The sequence below is a fragment of the Streptomyces griseoluteus genome (assembly GCF_004784465.1).
Taxonomy (GTDB): domain Bacteria; phylum Actinomycetota; class Actinomycetes; order Streptomycetales; family Streptomycetaceae; genus Streptomyces; species Streptomyces griseoluteus.
Window position 1 is genome coordinate 387,131 of sequence record NZ_SRRU01000006.1, and the last position, 19,031, is coordinate 406,161.

Below are 19,031 nucleotides of genomic sequence, written 5' to 3' on the forward strand. Positions count from 1 at the left end.
CGTCATGGCCAAACAGAACGTCGCCGAGCAGTTCGTCGACATCCTCGCCCGCGCCGGCGTGCGCCGTATGTACGGCGTCGTCGGCGACAGCCTCAACCCGATCGTGGACGCCGTGCGCCGCAACGCCGCGATCGACTGGGTGCATGTGCGGCACGAGGAGGTCGCCGCCTTCGCGGCCGGCGCCGAGGCGCAGATCACCGGCAAGCTCACCGCGTGCGCGGGCTCCTGCGGCCCCGGCAACCTGCACCTGATCAACGGCCTCTACGACGCCCACCGCTCCATGGCGCCCGTACTGGCGCTGGCCTCCCACATCCCGTCCAGTGAGATCGGCCTCTCCTACTTCCAGGAGACGCACCCGGAACGGCTGTTCCAGGAGTGCAGCCACTACAGCGAGATGATCTCCAACCCGCAGCAGATGCCCCGGCTGCTCCAGACCGCGATCCAGCACGCCATCGGCCAGCGGGGCGTCAGCGTGGTCACCCTGCCCGGCGACGTCGCCGACCAGCCCGCGCCCGACCGGTCCTTCGAGAGCGCCCTGGTCACCTCCCGGCCCACGATCCGCCCCGGCGACGCCGAGATCGACCGCCTGGTGGAGCTGATCGACCAGGCCGACAAGGTCACCCTGTTCTGCGGCGCGGGCACGGCGGGCGCGCACGCCGAGGTGATGGAGTTCGCGGGCCGTATCAAGTCCCCGGTGGGCCACGCCCTGCGCGGCAAGGAGTGGATTCAGTACGACAACCCGTTCGACGTCGGCATGAGCGGGCTGCTCGGGTACGGCGCGGCCTACGAGGCCACCCACGAGTGCGAGCTGCTGCTCCTGGTCGGCACCGACTTCCCGTACAACGCGTTCCTGCCGGACGACGTGAAGATCGCGCAGATCGACGTACGGCCCGAGGTCATCGGACGGCGTTCGCGGCTGGACCTCGCGGTGTGGGGGGACGTCCGCGAGACGCTGCGGTGTCTGATCCCCCGGGTGCGGGAGAAGACGGACCGCCGCTTCCTGGACAAGATGCTGAGGAAACACGCCGACGCGCTGGAGGGCGTGGTCAAGGCGTACACCCGCAAGGTGGACAAGCACATCCCCATCCACCCCGAGTACGTGGCGTCCGTGCTGGACGAGCTGGCGGACGACGACGCGATCTTCACCGTCGACACCGGCATGAACAACGTCTGGGCCGCCCGCTACATCTCGCCCAACGGCCGCCGCCGGATCATCGGTTCGTTCTCGCACGGCTCGATGGCCAACGCGATGCCGATGGCCATCGGCGCCCAGCTCGTGGACCGGGACCGGCAGGTCGTCGCCATGGCCGGTGACGGCGGGTTCACCATGCTGATGGGCGACTTCCTGACCCTGGTGCAGCAGGATCTGCCGGTCAAGCTCGTCCTGTTCAACAACTCCGCGCTCGGCATGGTGGAGTTGGAGATGCTGGTCGCCGGGCTGCCGTCGTACGGCACCACCGACGTCAACCCCGACTTCGCCGAAGTCGCCCGCGCCTGCGGGGTGTTCGGGGTGCGGGTGGAGAAGCCCAAGCAGCTGGCCGGGGCACTGAAGGACGCCTTCAAGCACAAAGGCCCGGCGCTGGTGGACGTCGTCACCGACCCCAACGCCCTCTCGATCCCGCCGAAGATCAAGGCCGACATGGTCACCGGGTTCGCGCTGTCCGCCTCGAAAATCGTGCTGGACGGCGGCGTCGGCCGGATGCTCCAGATGGCCCGCTCCAACCTCCGCAACGTCCCCCGGCCCTGAACTCGCCCTGAGAAGCGGCGATTTCCGGTCAGTTTCACCGGGAGTGACCGATTGGGGGCACAGGGTGCCCGGATGGGCCCGCAGGAGCCCTCAGACGGCTCCTGCGGCGCCTTTCGGCCGTCTCGGCGCTTTCCGTACGCGTGTCGAGGCGGTCGGTGGACGGCCCGTACGGCCGCCGCGCGTGGCCGAACACCCGGCGGTCGGGCCGCGGCCATGACTGGCCGTTGGTCCGCTGGGCAACCATCCGTCGTGGACGCGGTCGACCAGAAGGAGAGGGCCGGCGACGTGTGGGCGGGGGTCATGACGAGGCAGGTGCGAGGGGGCGGTCCCATGACGGCGGGGGCCTCTCCGGCGGACACGGGAGACGGCGAGACCGGCGGTACACGTGAGGCGCGCCGGCTCAGACGCGAACTGGCGCGGGCCGACCTCGCGGCGGTGCCCGCGGCGCGGCGCGAACTGCGCGCCCTGTTACGGCACTGGGACCGGCCCGACCGGTCCGACATAGCGGAACTGCTCACCAGCGAACTCGTCACCAACGCCCTGGTGCACACCGACGACGACGCGGTCCTCACCGCTGTCGTCTCCCCGCGCGGACTCCGTGTGGAGGTGAGGGACTTCATGACCAGAGGGCCCCTGATGCGCACCCCCACCCCGGACGAGGACACAGGCGGCCGCGGCCTGGTCCTGGTGCGCTCCCTCGCGGACGCCTGGGGGGTACGGGCCCACGCGGTGGGCAAGTCGGTCTGGTTCGAACTGGGTTCGGCGGCCGCATAGACGACGACGGGGTGGGGACGCGCTCCTGACGAATCGCGTCCCCACCCCGTCGCCGCTCGGCCTCAGCCGAACTGCTGCTCAAGGTCCTTCAGTTTGCGCTCCAGCGAGTCGAGCCGGGGCAGCGTCATCGTGTCGTCCTCCGCGGTGAGGTCGACGGTGAGCGGTTCGGTGCCCTTGCGGACCGACTGCAGCGAGGGCCGTGAGCGGGCGGTGAGCTTTTCCGCCGCTATGGCCGGCTCCCCGGTCGCCGGTGCGGGGGCGCGGTCCATCTGCACATCCACCGTCCGCGCGGGCGTCCGGCTCACCAGGCTCCGGCCGCCTCGGCTCAGCGCTTTCAACTGGGCGCGCTCCACGCGTTGCTGGTCGCGCCGGCGCTGACGTGCCTCGCTCTTCTCCCGCTTGTCGTCGCGTACTTCCTCGACCGCCTCGTCCAGGCTGCGCACACCCTCCAGGAGCATGAGCGACCACGCCCCATACGTCTCGCGCGGCGCCCGCAGCCAGCGGACGATACGGATCTGCGGCAACGGGCGCGGCACCAGGCCCTGTTCACGCAGGGCCGCCCGACGGGTCTGCTTCAGCGCCCGGTCGAACAGCACCGCCGCCGACAGGGACATGCCGGAGAAGAACTGCGGCGCTCCGTCGTGGCCGATTCCCCGGGGCGCGTGCACCCAGTTGAACCAGGCCGCGGCGGCGGCGAACATCCACACCAGCATCCGGGAACCCAGCGCGGCGTCGCCGTGGCTGGCCTCGCGCACGGCGAGGACGGAGCAGAACATGGCCGCGCCGTCCAGGCCGAACGGCACCAGGTACTGCCAGCCGTCGGTGAGGCCGAGGTTCTGCTCGCCGAAGCCGACCAGGCCGTGGAAGGAGAGGGCCGCCGCCACCGCGGCGCAGCAGAACAGCAGGACGTACGAGGCGGTGCCGTAGATCGCCTCCTTGCGCCTGCGGCGCTCCTCGCTGCGTTCCCAGGAGTCGTCCGCACCCGCCTTCTCCCCGGAGGAGCGCTTGCCGCGCGCGAGCACCGCGATCGCCGCCAGCACGCCCAGGAGCAGCACGGCGCCCGGAAGCAGCCAGTTCAGCGATATGTCGGTCATTCGCATCAGGGGTCCCTTGCCTTGGGATAGGGCGTATCGCCCGTCATAGTGACCCATCCCCGGCGGTCGGCCGGGGATTTCGAGGCAACGGTCCTTCAAAGGGGCGCGAGGGCGGTGCGATGACGCCGTTCTGCTCGAACTGTGTGCTGCGGAGGGGTAGTTGAGTTCGATTTCCGCCGCTCGAACGAGTGGTTCCGGCTAGCTCAGGCCGCGGCGGCCGCCGTCAGCCTGGCGACGCGGTCGTTGTCGCAGGTGCGGGGGCAGGTGGCGCAGGTGTCCTCGGGGCGCAGCGTGTAGAACATGCAGCAGCTCACCCGGTCGCGGGTGGCCAGCGGGGCGCCGTCCGGACCGGTCAGCTCACGGAACGCAGCCGAGCCCGCGTACGGGCGGGTGCTGCCCGGCAGCAGCAGTTCCAGCTCGCGCATCGCGCGCCGCTCCTCGCCCTCGCCGAAGAGGGAGGCGAGGTACCACAGGCCCTCGACGATCTCGTCCGTCGCCATGCCCCACAACGCGCGGCCGCGCCGCCGCATCCGCGGGCCGAAGCCGCCCAGTACCGGTTCGAGATGCTCGGCGACGGCCGCGCGCACCTCGGCGCGCAGCGCCTCCTCGTCGGCCACCACGACCGCCTCCGGCAGCCCGGCCGCCGGGTCGTCCGGCAGACAGGCGAAGGTGCCCGGCCGTACGGTCATCCGGCCCTCGGTGCGGTGGTAGGCGACGTGGGCCGCGGGCAGCCGCGGGACGCGCCGGTGCAGGAACCAGGGGACGGTGATCAGCAGGCAGGCGGGCCACGCGTAGCGGTGCAGGCCGAAGCCGGCGATGACGTCCGGCCGCGCGCGCCGGCCGTAGTCCCGCAGCACCTGGGCGTCGTCCCAGGCGAGGAAGGAGTCGAGCTGGGCGCCGCCCGCCGCGAGTCCGTCGGCGGTGACCCAGCCGTCGCCCACGGGCAGGGGGTGTGCCGGGTCCTCCGTGACCGTCACGGTCAGTCCCGGAAAGACCTCGCCGAGCCGGGCGTACGCTGCGGTGAGCGGCGAGGCCGTAGCGAGCATGGCGGGACCACCGATCCTTCGAACACGAGGGCGGGCGTACAGGTAAGGCTAACCTTACCCATCTTTCCGGGAATTTGAAGTGCCGCCTCCTGCGCCTAAGGTGCTTGACGGACATGTGACGGTCCGTCGTCCGTGTCCGGGGCCGGACCCCGGCCGCCGAACAGCCCGAGGAGGACCCGTGACGCAGGGCCTGCACGACGTCTCCGGTACGGGGCTGCCCCGGCACGCCGCCCAGCCCGCCACGCGGGTACCGGACCGGTCCCGCGAGCGGGCCGAGGGCGTCTCGGCGGTACGGGGCGAGCACACCCACAGCGAGCCGCCGCTGCCCCGGCCGCGCGCGGTCGTGCAGCGGGCCTCGGTGCGCGGGCAGATCCTCGACGCGCTGCGCTCCGCGCTGACGACCGGGGAACTGTGTCCCGGCGAGGTCTATTCGGCGCCGGTGCTCGGCGAGCGGTTCGGGGTCTCCGCGACGCCCGTCCGCGAGGCCATGCAGCAGCTCGCGCTGGAGGGGGCCGTCGAGGTCGTCCCCAACCGGGGGTTCCGGGTGGTGCGGCGCGGGGCCCGCGAGCTGGCCGAGCTGGCGGAGGTACGGGCGCTGCTCGAAGTCCCCGTCCTGCTGCGGCTGGCCGGTACCGTCCCGGCCGCCCGTTTCGCCGAGCTGCGCCCGCTCGCCGAGGACACCGCCCGCGCGGCCGCCGCCGGCTGCCCGGCCCGCTACGCCGAGGCCGACCGCGCCTTCCACCGCGCCCTGCTCGCCCTCGCGGGCAACGAACAGCTCCTCCGTATCGCCGAGGACCTCCACCGCCGCGCCCAGTGGCCCCTCGCCACCACCCCACCCCGGCAGCACCGCGCGGTCCTCCTCCGCGACGCCGCCCAGCACACCGCCCTGCTCGACGCGTTGGCCTGTGGGGACGTGGACGTGGTGGGGGACCTGGTGGCGGAGCACTTCGCGCAGCGGGACCAGTAGCGGGACCGGGGGACCCAGCCCCCTCAGGCCGTGGCCGCCCCCGCTGCCGGTGGGCTCAGGTGGTCGGCGAGCCAGGTCGGAAGGCCGCCCAGCAGGCGGAAGAGGCGGCCGGCCTCCTCGCGGAGACGGGTCGCCTCGGGTTCGGGTTCTGTCTCGGCGAGGGAGACCAGGGCGGGGGCGGTGCCGATCAGGTAGCCGAGGTCTTCGCGGAGGCGGAGGGATTCGGCGAAGCCATGTCGGGCCTCGGCCAGCTCGCCCTCGCGGAGGGCCAGTTGGGCGAGGTGGCGCCAGGTGCAGGAGAGGAGGAGCGGGTCGGACTGGGCGGTGGCGCCCGCGTGGGCCCGGCGGTACGCGGCGCGGGCGGCCTGCGGGGAGTGGGTCAGGTTCTCGGCGAGCAGGCCCCGGCGGAAGTCCAGCAGGGCCCGCCCCGGAGCCCCCGGCGGGATCAGCGCGGCGGCCCGGCCGAGCGCGGCCCGCGCCTCGTCCGCCCGGTCCCGTACGCGGTGGAGCGTGGAGGTGTAGGCGAGCCGGCCCCGCTCGCAGGCGGCCGCCCCGCGCTCCTCGTCGGTGTGGGCCCGTGCCTCGGCGGTGCGCAGCGCGTCCTCGGCCGCCTCCCAGCCCCGCTCGGTGTACAGGCACCGCTCCACCAGCAGCGCGGCCCGCTGGAGCGTCGCCCGGGGGGTGTCCGTGGGCAGGAGGGCCGCCGCGTCGGCCCAGCAGGCCCGTGAGCGCAGCCGCCACACCGCGGTCTGGAGCGGATCGTCATCGGCGGTCGTTCCGTCACCAGACATGGCGGGATGCGCCACGTTGCCCTCCCCGAGCACGCCGTCGAGCTGTTGAGTGCGTGCATTCCAGCACCGATCACCGGGCCGGGCCAAGAGGGTGGGTGAAACTTTTCACAAAGTTGCGGACCGGGGGCCGAACGGCCGTCCCGTGGCGCCGGAAGATCGAATCCGCTCCCCGGCGCCGACCGCGCTGATCACGCCCGTACGGCCGTACTCAGCTCATCCGCAGCGCGAGGAAGAAGTCCAGCTTGTCCTCCAGCCGGGACAGGTCCCGGCCCGTCAGCTGCTCGATCCGCCCCACCCGGTACCGGAGGGTGTTGACGTGCAGATGGAGCCGGCTCGCGCACCGCGTCCAGGAGCCGTCGCTGTCGAGGAACGCCTCGAGGGTCGGGATCAGCTCGGCCCGGTGCCGCCGGTCGTACTCGGTGAGCGGGTCCAGCAGCCGGGCGGTGAAGGCGCGCCGCACGTCGTCCGGGACGAACGGCAGCAGCAGCACGTGCGAGGCCAGCTCCTGGTGCCCCGCCGCGCACACCCGGCCGGGCCGGGCCGCGGCGACCCGGCGGGCGTGCCGGGCCTCCTCCAGTGCCCCGCGCAGCCCCTCCGCCGAGTGCACGGCGGCGGACACGCCGAGGGTGAGCCGCCCGTCGCCCTCCAGCCCCGCCGACAGCGCCTCGCGCACCGACCGCAGCAGCGCGTCGGCGTGCAGTCCGGCCTCGGAGCCGTCGTGCTCGGCGGAGACCGCGGGCAGCGGCACCAGCGCCACCGCCTCGTCCCCGGAGTGCGCGACGGCGACCCGGTCGGCCGGCTCCGGGCCGGTGGCCAGCGGGTCGACGAGGACCTCCTCCAGCAGCGACTGGGCGACCGGCCCGCCCGCCGCCGTCCCGTCCTCCCACTCGACCCGGGCCACGACGACCTGCCAGTGCGGCGCCGCCCCGAGCCCCGGCAGCAGCACGGGCGCGGCGACCCTGAGGCGGGCCGCGATCTCGGCGGGCGCGGCCCCGCCCTGCACCAGCTCCAGCACCTCCTGGGCGAGCCGGCGCCGTACCGTACGGGCGGCGTCGCGCCGGTCCTGCTCGACGGCGATGAGCTGGGTGACACCCCGGAGCAGGTCGAGCCGCTCCTCGGGCCAGTCGGCGGCGTCCGCCTCCACGGCCAGCAGCCAGTCCGACAGCACGGTCTCCCGTACGTCCGGCACCGCCTGCGGCGCGCGGCCGGAGGAGCGGACCGGGAACAGGGAGTACGTGACGCCGTCGAGCTGCACCCGGTGCGGTCCGCGCCGCCCGGTGCGTACGGCGGCCAGGTGCTCGGCGGCGAGCCGCGCGCAGGTCTCCGGCGGCAGTGCCGGGCCCGCGACCTCGGACCCGGCGATCAGGCGGCCCGTGGGGGAGAGCACCCAGGCGCGCAGGTCGAGATCGCTGCCGAGCAGGTCGAGGACCACGTCCGGCCCGCCGCCCGCCGGGCCGGAGGTCATCATGCGCCGGTGCCGGTCCACCACGGCGGCGAGGTCACCGGCGCGCTCGCCGGAGACCTGGCGCACCACGTGCTCGGTGATGGTGGCGAAGGCCACCGACTCGTGCACCGCGAACAGCGGCATCCGGTGCTGGGCACAGGCCACCAACAGGTCCTCGGGTATGTCTCCCAGCTCGGCCTCCCCGGCGGCCAGGGCGGTGACCCCGGCCTGTACCAGGAGGCGGACGAACGGCTCGGAGTCGGTGGCGTCCCGGCGCCAGGCCAGACCGGTGAGGACCAGCTCGCCGCCGGAGAGGTAACGGCTCGGGTCCCGCAGGTCGGTCGTCATGACCCCGCGGACCGTACGGTCCAGTTCGTCCTCGCCGCCGAGCAGCCGCAGCCCCAGCGCATCGGTGTCCAGCAGTGCGCGCAGCCGCATCTCGTCGCCGCCGTTCTGTGTCGAAACTCTTCGTGATCTGGATGGGTGACGGAGGCGGAGCCGGCGCGGGGCGCGCGGCCCGTGCCCCGCGCCTGCGGTGTCTCCTGTGTTTCCGGAGGAAAACGGAGGGGTTGCCGAGGGCCTTCGTTCATACGAATCTACAAGATGACCGCCGTGGCCAGCCAACTCCTTCGGGTTTTCGGTGACTGACCCCGTTGGAAGAAGGACCGGTGTACTGACTTCACGAGCCCCGTGTCATGAGACGGAAGAAGAGAGCCGGGCCATGGAATTCCTTCGCCCCGCAAGCTGGCAGGAGGCGCTCGCCGCGAAGGCCGAGCACCCCACCGCCGTGCCGATCGCCGGGGGCACCGATGTGATGGTGGAGATCAACTTCGACCACCGCCGCCCCACCCACCTCCTGGACCTCACCCGCATCGGCGAGCTGACCGAGTGGGAGACCGGCACGGACTCCGTACGCCTGGGCGCCTCCGTCCCGTACGCCCGGATCATGCGCCACCTGCGTGCCGAGCTGCCCGGTCTCGCGCTCGCCGCGCACACCGTCGCCTCGCCGCAGATCCGCAACCGGGGCGGGGTCGGCGGCAACCTGGGCACCGCCTCGCCCGCCGGGGACGCCCACCCGGCGCTGCTCGCGGCCGGGGCCGAGGTCGAGGCGGAGTCGGCGGCGCGCGGCACCCGGCTCATCCCCGTCGACACCTTCTACACCGGGGTCAAGCGCAACGCCCTGGAGCCCGACGAGCTGATCCGCGCCGTCCGGATCGCCCGGGCGGACGGCCCCCAGCAGTACTCCAAGGTCGGCACCCGCAACGCCATGGTCATCGCGGTGTGCGCCTTCGGCCTCGCCCTGCACCCCGAAACCCGTACCGTCCGCACCGGCATCGGCTCCGCCGCGCCCACCCCGATCCGGGCCGAGGTGGCCGAGCAGTTCCTCAACTCGGCCTTGGAGGAGGGCGGGTTCTGGGAGAGCGGACAGATCATCGCGCCGTCGGCCGTGAAGCAGTTCGCCACCCTGTGCGCCGCCGCCTGCAACCCCATCGACGACGTGCGCGGCACCGCCGGCTACCGGCGCCACGCGATCGGCGTGCTGGCCCGCCGCACGCTGATGTGGGCCTGGGAGTCCTACCGGGGCGGGCACCGGGTCACCGAAGGAGCCGCGTGATGCGCGTCAGTCTGACCGTCAACGGACGCCCGCAGCAGGCCGACGACGTCTGGGAGGGCGAGTCCCTGCTCTACGTGCTGCGCGAACGCCTCGGCCTGCCCGGTGCCAAGAACGCCTGCGAACAGGGTGAGTGCGGCTCCTGCACCGTCCGCCTGGACGGCGAGCTGGTCTGCTCCTGCCTGGTCGCGGCCGGCCAGGCCGAGGGCCGCGAGGTCGTCACCGTCGAGGGCCTGGCCGACCACGCCGCAGGGCGCCGAGCCACCGCGCCCGGCGTCGGCCTGGACGAGGCCCGGCGCTGGCAGCCGGTGCCCGGGGAGGGCGCACGACTGGCGCCGATCCAGCAGGCGTTCATCGACGCCGGCGCCGTCCAGTGCGGCTTCTGCACCCCCGGCCTGCTGGTCGCCGCCGACGAACTCCTGGAACAGAACCCGGAGCCCACCGACGCCGACATCCGCGAGGCGCTCTCCGGCAACCTGTGCCGCTGCACCGGCTACGAGAAGATCATGGACGCGGTCCGCCTGGCGGCCGCCCGGCAGGCCGAGGAGGTCTGACATGCCCGCATCCGGACCGGCCGGCGTCCCCACGAAGATCACCCAGGGCGCCCAGGCAGCGGGCGGCATCGGCGAGTCCACGCTCCGCCCGGACGGCATCCTCAAGGTGACCGGCGAGTTCGCCTACTCCTCCGACCTGTGGCACGAGGACATGCTCTGGGGCCACCTGCTGCGCTCCACCGTCGCCCACGCCGAGATCGTGAGCATCGACGTCTCCGAGGCCCTCGCCCTGCCCGGCGTGCACGCCGTCCTGACCTACGACGACCTGCCCACCGGCGTACGCACCTACGGCCTGGAGATCCAGGACACCCCGGTGCTCGCCCACGGCAAGGTCCGCCACCACGGCGAACCCGTCGCCGCCGTCGCCGCCGACCACCCCGAGACCGCCCGCCGGGCCGCCGCCAGGATCCGCGTCGAGTACCGCGAACTGCCCGTCATCACCGACGAGTCGTCCGCCACCGCCCCCGGCGCGGTCCTGGTCCACGAGGGCCGCACCGACCACTACGCCCCCTACGTGACCCACCCCAACATCCTGCACCGCCAGCCCATCGTGCGCGGCGACGCGGCCGCGGCCGCCGGGCGGGCCGATGTGATCGTGCGCGGCGAGTACACCTTCGGCATGCAGGACCAGGCGTTCCTCGGCCCCGAGTCCGGGCTGGCGGTGCCCGAGGAGGACGGCGGGGTCCACCTCTACATCGCCACCCAGTGGCTCCACTCCGACCTGCGCCAGATCGCCCCCGTCCTGGGCCTGCCCGAGGACAAGGTCCGTATGACGCTGGCCGGGGTCGGCGGCGCGTTCGGCGGCCGCGAGGACCTGTCGATGCAGATCCAAGCCTGCCTGCTGGCCCTGCGCACCGGCCGGCCGGTGAAGATCGTCTATGACCGGTTCGAGTCCTTCTTCGGCCATGTCCACCGCCACCCGGCCAAGCTGACCTACGAGCACGGCGCGACCAGGGACGGCCTGCTCACCCATGTGAAGTGCCGGATCGTGCTGGACGGCGGCGCCTACGCCTCCGCCTCCCCGGCCGTCGTCGGCAACGCCGCCTCCCTCGGCATCGGCCCGTACAACGTCGGCGACGTGGACATCGAGGCCCTCGCGCTCTACACCAACAACCCGCCCTGCGGGGCGATGCGCGGCTTCGGCGCCGTCCAGGCGTGCTTCGCCTACGAGGCCCAGATGGACAAGCTGGCCAAGGAACTCGGGCTCGACCCGGTGGAGTTCAGGCAGCGCAACGCGATGGAGCAGGGCAGCACGCTGCCCACCGGACAGGTGGTGGACTCGCCCGCACCGGTCGCCGAACTCCTGCGCCGCGTCAAGGCGATGCCCATGCCGCCCGAGCGCCAGTGGGAGTCCAGCGAGGGCGCCGACGTACGGCAGCTGCCCGGCGGTCTCTGCAACACCACCCACGGCGAAGGGGTGGTGCGCGGGGTCGGGTACGCGGTCGGCATCAAGAACGTCGGTTTCTCCGAGGGGTTCGACGACTACTCCACCGCCCGGGTCCGCATGGAGGTCGTCGCCGGGGAGCCGGTCGCCGTCGTGCACACCGCGATGGCGGAGGTCGGCCAGGGCGGGGTCACCGTGCACGCGCAGATCGCCCGCACCGAACTCGGCGTGGAGAAGGTCACCATCCAGCCCGCCGACACCCGTGTGGGCAGCGCCGGTTCGACCTCCGCCTCCCGGCAGACCTACGTCACCGGCGGCGCCGTCCGCAACGCCTGCGCGCTGGTGCGGGAGAAGGTGCTGGAGATCGGACGCCGCAAGTTCGGTACGTACCACCCCGCCTGGGCCACCGCCGAACTCCTGCTGGAGCGCGGCAAGGTGGTCACCGACGGGGGTGAGGTGCTGGCCGGCCTCGCGGACGTGCTGGAGGGGGAGAGCGTCGAGATCGAGCGGGAGTGGCGGCACCGGCCGACCCAGCCCTTCGACCGGCTCACCGGCCAGGGCAACGGCCATGTGCAGTACTCCTTCGCCGCGCACCGTGCCGTCGTGGAGGTCGACACCGAGCTGGGCCTGGTGAAGGTGGTCGAGCTGGCCTGCGCCCAGGACGTCGGCAAGGCCCTCAACCCGCTCTCCGTGCTCGGCCAGATCCAGGGAGGCACCGTGCAGGGGCTCGGGGTCGCGGTGATGGAGGAGATCCTCGTGGACCCGGTGACGGCGAAGGTGCGCAACCCGTCCTTCACCGACTATCTGATCCCGACCATCCTCGACACCCCGACCATCCCGGTCGACGTCCTCGAACTCGCCGACCACCACGCCCCCTACGGGCTGCGGGGCGTCGGCGAGGCCCCCACCCTGTCGTCCACCCCGGCGGTGCTCGCCGCCGTCCGCGCCGCCACCGGACTCGAGCTGAACCGCACCCCGGTCCGGCCCGAGCATCTCACCGGCACGGCATGAGAGCGATGCGTCAGGAGGCCGTCGGATGCTGGACATCGCCGAGGAACTGAACGTGTGGGCCGCCGAGGGCCGGGACTTCGCGGTCGCCACCGTGGTCGCCGTCAGCGGCAGCGCCCCCCGCCGCCCCGGTGCCGCCCTCGCGGTCGACGCCGGGGGCACGGCCGTCGGGTCGGTCTCCGGCGGCTGCGTGGAGGGCGCGGTGTACGAGCTGTGCCAACAGACACTGGCGGACGGCAGGCCCGCGCTGGAGCGCTTCGGGTATGACGACGAGGGCGGCCTGGGAGTGGGTCTGACCTGCGGGGGAGCCATCGACGTCCTGGTGGTCCCGGTCCGCGCCGACAGCCGTCACCGGCCGGTGCTCGCCGCCGCGCTGGACGCCGCCGCCGGCAGCCGGGCCGTAGCGCTCGCCCGGATCACGGCGGGTCCGCCCGAACTGCTCGGCGGCGCGCTCCTGATCGACAGTGACGGCAACCCGCACGGCGGCCTCGGCGGCCACCCGGATCTCGACCGCACGATCGCCGCCGAGGCGGCCGCCTTCCTGGACGCGGGCCGCACCGGCACCGTGCAGCTGGGGGTGCGCGGCGCGCGCTGCGGGGACCCGGTCACCGTGCTGATCGAGGCGGCCGTCCCACCGCCCCGCATGATCGTGTTCGGCGCCGTCGACTTCGCAGGCGCGCTGGTCCGGGTCGGCAAGTTCCTCGGGCACCACGTCACCGTGTGCGACGCCCGGCCGGTGTTCACCACCCGCGCCCGGTTCCCCGAGGCCGACGAGGTGGTCGTCGACTGGCCGCACCGCTACCTGGAGCGCACCGCGACCGACGCCCGCACGGTGCTGTGCGTCCTCACCCACGACCCCAAGTTCGATGTACCGCTGCTCCGGCTGGCCCTCGGCCTGCCCGTCGCCTACGTCGGCGCGATGGGCTCCCGGCGCACCCACCTCGACCGGCTGGAGCGGCTGCGCGAGGCGGGCGTCACCGACCGTCAACTGGCCCGGCTGCGCTCGCCGATCGGGCTCGACCTGGGCGCCCGTACCCCGGAGGAGACGGCGCTGTCCATCGCGGCGGAGATCGTCGCCGCCCGGCGCGGCGGCACCGGCATCTCGCTGACCGGCGCCCACACCCCGATCCACCACGACCTCCCCCTGGGGCTGGGCTCGTCCGCCTGAGCGCGCGCGGAAAAACCGGTTACGGCCCCTGCGGCGGGCGTGCTTGCATGACGGCATGCTTCCTGCCGACCGGCTCCTCGCCTTCGCCGCGCTGTCCCTGCTGCTGATCGTGGTGCCGGGGCCGAGCGTGCTGTTCGTCGTGGGCCGGGCGCTCGCCCACGGACGCCGGGCGGCCCTCACCACCGTCGTCGGGAACACGCTGGGCGCGTATGTGCTCGTCGCGGCCGTGGCGCTCGGTGTCGGGTCGGTCGTGGAGCGCTCGGTCCTCGCCTTCACCGTGCTCAAGCTCGCGGGCGCCGCCTACCTGGTGTACCTGGGGGTCACGGCGTGGCGGCGGCGCGGCTCGCTGCGGGCCGCGTTCACCCCGGACGCCCCGGCGCACAGCGGGCCGCGCACCCTGTGGGACGGGTTCGTGGTCGGGGTGGCCAACCCCAAGACGATCGTGTTCTTCGCCGCCGTCCTGCCCCAGTTCACCGACCCCGCTCGGGGCCGGGTGCCCCTTCAGATGCTGTTGCTCGGGCTGGTGTTCAACGCCATCGCGCTCGTCTGCGACAGCGTCTGGGGGCTTGCCGCCTCGGCCGCGCGGGACTGGTTCGCCCGCTCACCGCGCCGGCTGGCGGCCGTCGGCGGCGCGGGCGGGCTCGCCATGGTCGGGCTCGGGGTGACGGTCGCGGTCACGGGCCGTACGGACTGACGGTCCGCGCGCCCCAACTCCCACGCGCGCCCAAGTCCGACGTGCGCCCAAGTCCCACGCGCGCCCAAGCCCCGCCCCGAGGGCTCACTCCCGCCTGAGCAGCCCGTTCACCACGCGTCCGAACATCCACTGCGCGGCGCTCGTCACCACGCCGTCGAAGGCGCGGGGCAGGAAGGACACGCGCAGTTCCTCCCGCCACACCACGCGGGCCCGCCCGCCGGGCCCCGGCCGTACCTCGATCTCCGCCCAGCCGAGCACCACCCGGCCGCGCTTCTCCAGCCGGCAGAACCCCGGTTCGCCGTCCAGCGGAGGGCGCCACACGGTGATGTCCATCGGATCGTCGAAGACCAGCGGGCCGACACCCGTACGGGCCAGGATGCGGGTGCCCACCCCGGTCGGCGGGGGCGTCACCACCGTCATCCGGGTGAGCGGCACCAGATCCCCGTGCCGGGGCCAGTCGGTGAGCCGGCGCCACGCCTCGGCGAGCGAGAGGGGGACGGTGCGTTCGAGCGTGAAGAGAGACACGCCCCGATCGTAGGGAATCGCCGTCCGCCACCTGGGGGTTCACCCCGGCGGGTCACCTGCCCGGCGGATGGACCGGAGTGCCGCCGGCGCACGCGGGGACCCGCACGCCCACCGGCACGCCCCCAGGAGTGACCCCTGCGGACCATGGATAGGGAGGCGCTGCGGGCCGCTCGTGGTGGCTCGCAGCGCCCCCCTGGTCATGCACCCGAGCGTGCTCGGGAAGTCTTCCGGGTCACGAGTTGACCTGCGCGGTCACCAGGCTGGAGAAGGTGGTCAGCCGGGTGTAGACCCCCGGGTAACCGGCCTCCGCGCAGCCCTCGCCCCAGGAAGTGATCCCTGCCAGGACGCCCCCGATGATCAGGGGACCGCCGCTGTCGCCCTGGCAGGTGTCGACGCCACCGGAGGTGAGTCCGGCGCAGACCATGTCGGACTGGACGAAGTCCGAACCGTAGGAGTTGCGGCAGCTGGAGTCGGACACGGTCGGCACCGTCGCGGTCCGGAGCTGGTTGGAGGAGCTGCCGCTCTCCGAGGTGGTGCCCCAGCCGAGGATGCGGGCGGTGGTGCCCGCCGCGTACACGCCGGTCTGGGAGGGGGAGACGTAGGACACCGGGGTGTACGGCATCGACGTCGACAGGGTCAGGACGGCCACGTCGTCGCCGCGGGTGGCGTCGGTGTAGTCCGGGTTGATCCAGATCTTGCTGACGCGGCTCACCGTGCCGTTGGTGCCGTTCAGGTAGGTGCGGCCACCGACCACCCGGACGCTGCTCGTGGACTCGCCGACCATGCAGTGGGCCGCCGTGACCACCTTCTTGGCGGACACCAGGGTGCCGCCGCAGAACTGGCTGCCGGACGCGTCCGTGATCTGCATGACGTACGGGTACGCGGTCGTGGTGGTGGTCGTGCCGCCCACGATGGGCTGGGGAGCGGCGCTCGCCGCGGGAGCGGCCACGAGCGCGGTCGCCGCGGCGGCGGCGGTCGCCAGCACGGTCACGGCGGTCTTTCTGGCACGTCTGAGCCCGAACATGAGTCTCCTCAGTGGGGGTTGCCGGTGGGGGTCGCGCGGGTGTGGGGGTGGTGCACGAGAACGGGGCACCCCCGGCTCCGGTGGAGCGGAGAGGGGCGGGATTCCGAACCCGTGTGCCCGGCGAGCGGCACGCCCCTCACGCTAGGACCCGGAACTCCCGCCTCCCAATGAGGGAACCCCCTAGGGGGTCAGGGGAGGGAAAACCCTCGGTCCGGCTCAGTTAACCGGGGGCGCCGTCACTTTGCGCGGCGACCTGCGGCCAATCGGACGATGTCCACCCGTGAGCGGATACCCAGCTTCCGGTAGACCCGGGTCAGGGTCGCCTCCACCGTCTTCACGCTCACGAACAGCCGTGCTGCTATTTCCCGGTTGGTGGCGCCCTCCATCACCAGCGCGGCCACCTGACGCTCCATCGCGGCCAGCCCCGCCAGCGCGTCCAGCGTCTCCGGGGCGTCCGGCACGGGCACCGGCGGCGCGGGCTCCGGCGCGCTGCGGGCCTCGTCCACCTGGCCCAGCCAGGGCAGCGCCCGGCAGCGCCGGAACAGCCGGGTCGCCTCGTCGTACACGGTGCCCCTGCGGCGGGCCCCCTCCGGGGAACGGGCGCGGAGCTGGGCCAGGGCGAACGCGGCGCGGGCCGCCTCCAGCCCGTAGCCCAGTCCCGTGAGCCGGTCCTGAGCGGACGTCAGCCGGGCCTGCGCGCCCTCCTGGTCGCCGCGGGCCGCCCGCACCAGGGCCTCCGCCCGGTCCAGGACCGCGAGCACGCTCGCCCGGCCGAGGCGCTCGGCGTGCTCCCGGCTGGTGTCGATGAGGTCCTGCGCCTCGGCGGGTTCACCGATGCGGACCAGCGCCTCCGCGAGGTCCCCCTGCCAACGGCCGCGCGCCGGGTCGGTGATGCCGAGGTCCTGCTCCAGACGGCGTACCCGGCGCAGCGCGCGCACCGTCCCGGCCGCGTCCCCGGCCACCAGTTGGGCGTATCCGAGGGCGGCGAGCGCCCGCGAGAGGTACATCTGGTCGCCGTCCTGCTCGGCGTGCTCCACCGCCTCGTGGGCGAGCGACAGCGCCCGGCCCACGTCCCCGCCGGACGCCTCGGCCATCGAGGTCAGCATGGCGGAGGCGGTCTCCCCGATCCCGGAGTCCCGCGCGAGCCTGAGCGCCTCCCGGGCCAGCTCCAGGGCGCGCCCGCAGTGCCCGGCGTGCAGCTCGGTCTCCGCGAGCCCGCGCAGGAAGTGCACCTCGCTCTCCACCGAACCCCGCCGCCGCACCTCGCCCAGCAGCGCGGTCACCGTGCCGCGCGCCTCGTCCAGCCGGTCGCCCATGACCAGCCAGCGGAACCGCGCGCTGCCCGCCCCGTTGTGATGGCACGCCACCGACGCGTCCTGGGGCTCGCGCAGCGCCCGCTTGATGGTGCGGGGTGCCTCCGGATGGCCCATCAGGGTCTCCGTCTGCGCCTGGAAGGCCAGCGCCATCAGCTCGGTTCGCCGGTCCCCGCCGTGCTCGGCCAGCGCGGCCGCGTGCGCGGCGGCGGTACGGGCCTCGGTGAAGTCGCCCTGCACGATCAGCGCCCGCCAGGCGAGCTGGTAGTTGACCAGGGCCAGCAGCCGGGGGTCCTGCCCGGCGTCGGCGAGCGCCTGCGGGAAGACGGCGTCGACCTCGGCCATGGTGTGCCCGGCGGTGTCGATGACGACGATCCAGGCCCGCACCCGTTCGGCGGCCACGGCGGTACGGCTCAGCACCTCGCGGGCGATGTCCCGGGCGAGGTCGACCTCGCCGGCCGTGATCGCGTCCTCGGCGGCCGTCAGCCGCCGCTCCTCGGCGCCGGGCACGCCGTCGGCCGGGGTGCGGCGCGCGGCCAGCAGGCCGAGCTGGGCGGCGACCGAGGGCGCGCCCCGGTCGCGGGCGAGGGTCGCGGCCCCGGCGAGCTTCGCCGCCACCTCCGGGTCGGTACCGGTGGTGGCGAGCGCCAGGTGGCGGGCGCGCTCGATCGGGTCGGAGGCGGCGGTGGACAGTGCCGCGTGCGCGGCCCGCCGCTCCGGCGCGGGTGCCTCGGCGTACAGGGCCGCGGAGATCAAGGGGTGCGCGAACCGGACGGCCGGGGCCTCCGGCTCGGTGGCGAGCAGGCCGAGTTCGGCGGCCTGGGCGCACTCCGCCTCGGCGTTCTCCCGGCCGGCCGCGTGCAGCAGGGCCGGGGTGGGGCGGGCGCCCGCACTGGCCACCAGCAGGGTGCGGCGGGCCTCCACCGAGAGCATGTCCAGCCGGCTGAGGACCAGGGCGCGCAGCGAGGTCGGCACCGGCAGCGGCTCGCCGGGCCGGGGCGGGGTCGGGCTGTCGGCGAGCGCGCGGCTCAGCTCCAGCGCGAACAGCGGGTTGCCGCCGCTGGTGCGGTGGATCTCGCGGACCGTGGAGCGGGGGAGCGCGCCGTGGCCCCGGTGGTCGAGCAGCCGGGCCACCTGGGTGCGGTTGAGGGGGCCGAGGCGGACGGCGGCGGTGTCCGGGGGACAGGCGCGCAGATGTCGGTCGTACTCCTGGCTCTCCGGACCCTCGGTGCGTACCGCGCACAGCAGTTGCACCGGGGTGCCGCCCAGGCGGCGGGCGGCGAAGCCGAGGAGTTCGGCGCTGGCCGGGTCGAGCCACTGGAGGTCGTCGGCGACCAGCAGGACCGGGCCGCGCGCGGCGAGGGCGCGCAGGGCGGAGAGCACCGCCAGGCGCAGGGCGAGACCGTCGCGCTGGAGGCTGGACTCGCCCCGGCCGGTGAGCGCCGACTCCAGCGCGGTCAGCTGGGCCGAGGGGAGGTGCGGCGCGATCTCGTCCAGGACCAGCCCGAGGAGGTCGGCCAGGGCGAGGAAGGGCAGATGCGATTCGGACTCGGTGGCCGAGCAGCGCAACACGGTGTGCGCGGTGGCACCGTATTCCTCGGCCAATGCCCGCAGGAAGGTCGATTTCCCTATTCCGGCCGGGCCGTGCACCAGCACGCTGCCGCCCGAGGCGAGCTGTTCCCTCGCGTCGGCGAACAGTTCCTCGCGGCCGATGAGCAGGTCGGGGCGGCATCGGGCAGGCTCCTGGAAGTCCCGTCGCACGGTTCGCCCGCTCCCCTCGTGTGTCGTGTCCGGGCCAAATTCTAGGCAACGGAGCCCGGAATTCGTCGAGAAGTCGTGGTGAGGGAAATAACAGCCCGTCAAGCATCGTCAAATTCAAAGCGGGC

The 19,031-nt window shown here is 73.7% G+C and carries 15 protein-coding genes; 8 read left to right on the top strand and 7 right to left on the bottom strand.

What is annotated here, in order from left to right; genetic code table 11:
• Positions 1-4: 4 nt before the first annotated feature.
• Positions 5-1,747 (top strand): pyruvate dehydrogenase, encoded by a 1,743-nt coding sequence (locus tag E5082_RS18905; RefSeq protein WP_135792409.1) that lies wholly within the window; start codon positions 5-7, stop codon positions 1,745-1,747.
• Between the two features lie 330 nt (positions 1,748-2,077).
• A complete protein-coding gene (locus tag E5082_RS18910) occupies positions 2,078-2,521 on the top strand; it encodes an ATP-binding protein (protein WP_135792410.1) in 444 nt (147 codons plus the stop codon).
• A gap of 62 nt (positions 2,522-2,583) precedes the next feature.
• Here E5082_RS18910 and E5082_RS18915 read toward each other — a convergent pair whose 3' ends face one another.
• The gene (locus tag E5082_RS18915) at positions 2,584-3,621 is read right to left on the bottom strand and encodes a DUF2637 domain-containing protein (protein WP_135792411.1); all 1,038 of its coding nucleotides are present in this window, start codon (positions 3,619-3,621) and stop codon (positions 2,584-2,586) included.
• A gap of 197 nt (positions 3,622-3,818) precedes the next feature.
• Positions 3,819-4,661, bottom strand: coding sequence for a (2Fe-2S)-binding protein (locus E5082_RS18920; RefSeq protein ID WP_135792412.1), 843 nt, complete (start codon positions 4,659-4,661; stop codon positions 3,819-3,821).
• 178 nt (positions 4,662-4,839) lie between these two features.
• On the opposite strand from E5082_RS18920, the gene E5082_RS18925 reads away from it, so the two are divergent.
• Positions 4,840-5,628, top strand: coding sequence for a GntR family transcriptional regulator (locus E5082_RS18925; RefSeq protein WP_135792413.1), 789 nt, complete (start codon positions 4,840-4,842; stop codon positions 5,626-5,628).
• 23 nt (positions 5,629-5,651) lie between these two features.
• On the opposite strand, the gene E5082_RS18930 is transcribed toward E5082_RS18925, so the two are convergent.
• Positions 5,652-6,419: a hypothetical protein gene (locus tag E5082_RS18930; protein WP_135792414.1), complete on the bottom strand. Its 768-nt coding sequence runs from the start codon at positions 6,417-6,419 to the stop codon at positions 5,652-5,654.
• A 208-nt stretch (positions 6,420-6,627) separates the two neighbouring features.
• Positions 6,628-8,301, bottom strand: a complete 1,674-nt coding sequence (locus tag E5082_RS18935; protein ID WP_135792415.1) for a PucR family transcriptional regulator — start codon at positions 8,299-8,301, stop codon at positions 6,628-6,630.
• A 283-nt stretch (positions 8,302-8,584) separates the two neighbouring features.
• Here E5082_RS18935 and E5082_RS18940 point away from each other — a divergent pair, with 283 nt between their 5' ends.
• Genes E5082_RS18940 through E5082_RS18960 form a run of 5 tightly spaced genes read left to right on the top strand, consistent with a single transcriptional unit; the run spans position 8,585 to position 14,283 of the window.
• Positions 8,585-9,478 (top strand): FAD binding domain-containing protein, encoded by an 894-nt coding sequence (locus E5082_RS18940; RefSeq protein ID WP_135792527.1) that lies wholly within the window; start codon positions 8,585-8,587, stop codon positions 9,476-9,478.
• Positions 9,478-10,029 carry a (2Fe-2S)-binding protein gene (locus E5082_RS18945; RefSeq protein ID WP_135792416.1) on the top strand — a complete coding sequence of 184 codons (552 nt, stop codon included), beginning with the start codon at positions 9,478-9,480 and terminating at the stop codon, positions 10,027-10,029. Before E5082_RS18940 ends, E5082_RS18945 begins: the two co-directional genes overlap by 1 nt.
• A gap of 1 nt (position 10,030) precedes the next feature.
• On the top strand, positions 10,031-12,424 hold the full coding sequence (locus E5082_RS18950) for a xanthine dehydrogenase family protein molybdopterin-binding subunit (RefSeq protein WP_135792417.1): 2,394 nt from the start codon (positions 10,031-10,033) through the stop codon (positions 12,422-12,424).
• 25 nt (positions 12,425-12,449) lie between these two features.
• Entirely contained in the window at positions 12,450-13,589 is a 1,140-nt protein-coding gene (locus E5082_RS18955) for an XdhC family protein (protein WP_135792418.1), read from the top strand.
• 55 nt (positions 13,590-13,644) lie between these two features.
• On the top strand, positions 13,645-14,283 hold the full coding sequence (locus E5082_RS18960; RefSeq protein ID WP_086695270.1) for a LysE family translocator: 639 nt from the start codon (positions 13,645-13,647) through the stop codon (positions 14,281-14,283).
• Positions 14,284-14,367: 84 nt separating this feature from the next.
• On the opposite strand, the gene E5082_RS18965 is transcribed toward E5082_RS18960, so the two are convergent.
• The 3 genes from E5082_RS18965 to E5082_RS18975 form a co-directional block, all read right to left on the bottom strand.
• Positions 14,368-14,808 carry an Immediate-early protein 2 gene (locus E5082_RS18965; RefSeq protein ID WP_086695271.1) on the bottom strand — a complete coding sequence of 147 codons (441 nt, stop codon included), beginning with the start codon at positions 14,806-14,808 and terminating at the stop codon, positions 14,368-14,370.
• Positions 14,809-15,040: 232 nt separating this feature from the next.
• Entirely contained in the window at positions 15,041-15,832 is a 792-nt protein-coding gene (locus E5082_RS18970; RefSeq protein ID WP_135792419.1) for a S1 family peptidase, read from the bottom strand.
• 236 nt (positions 15,833-16,068) lie between these two features.
• On the bottom strand, positions 16,069-18,906 hold the full coding sequence (locus tag E5082_RS18975) for an ATP-binding protein (RefSeq protein ID WP_190045289.1): 2,838 nt from the start codon (positions 18,904-18,906) through the stop codon (positions 16,069-16,071).
• Positions 18,907-19,031 lie beyond the last annotated feature (125 nt).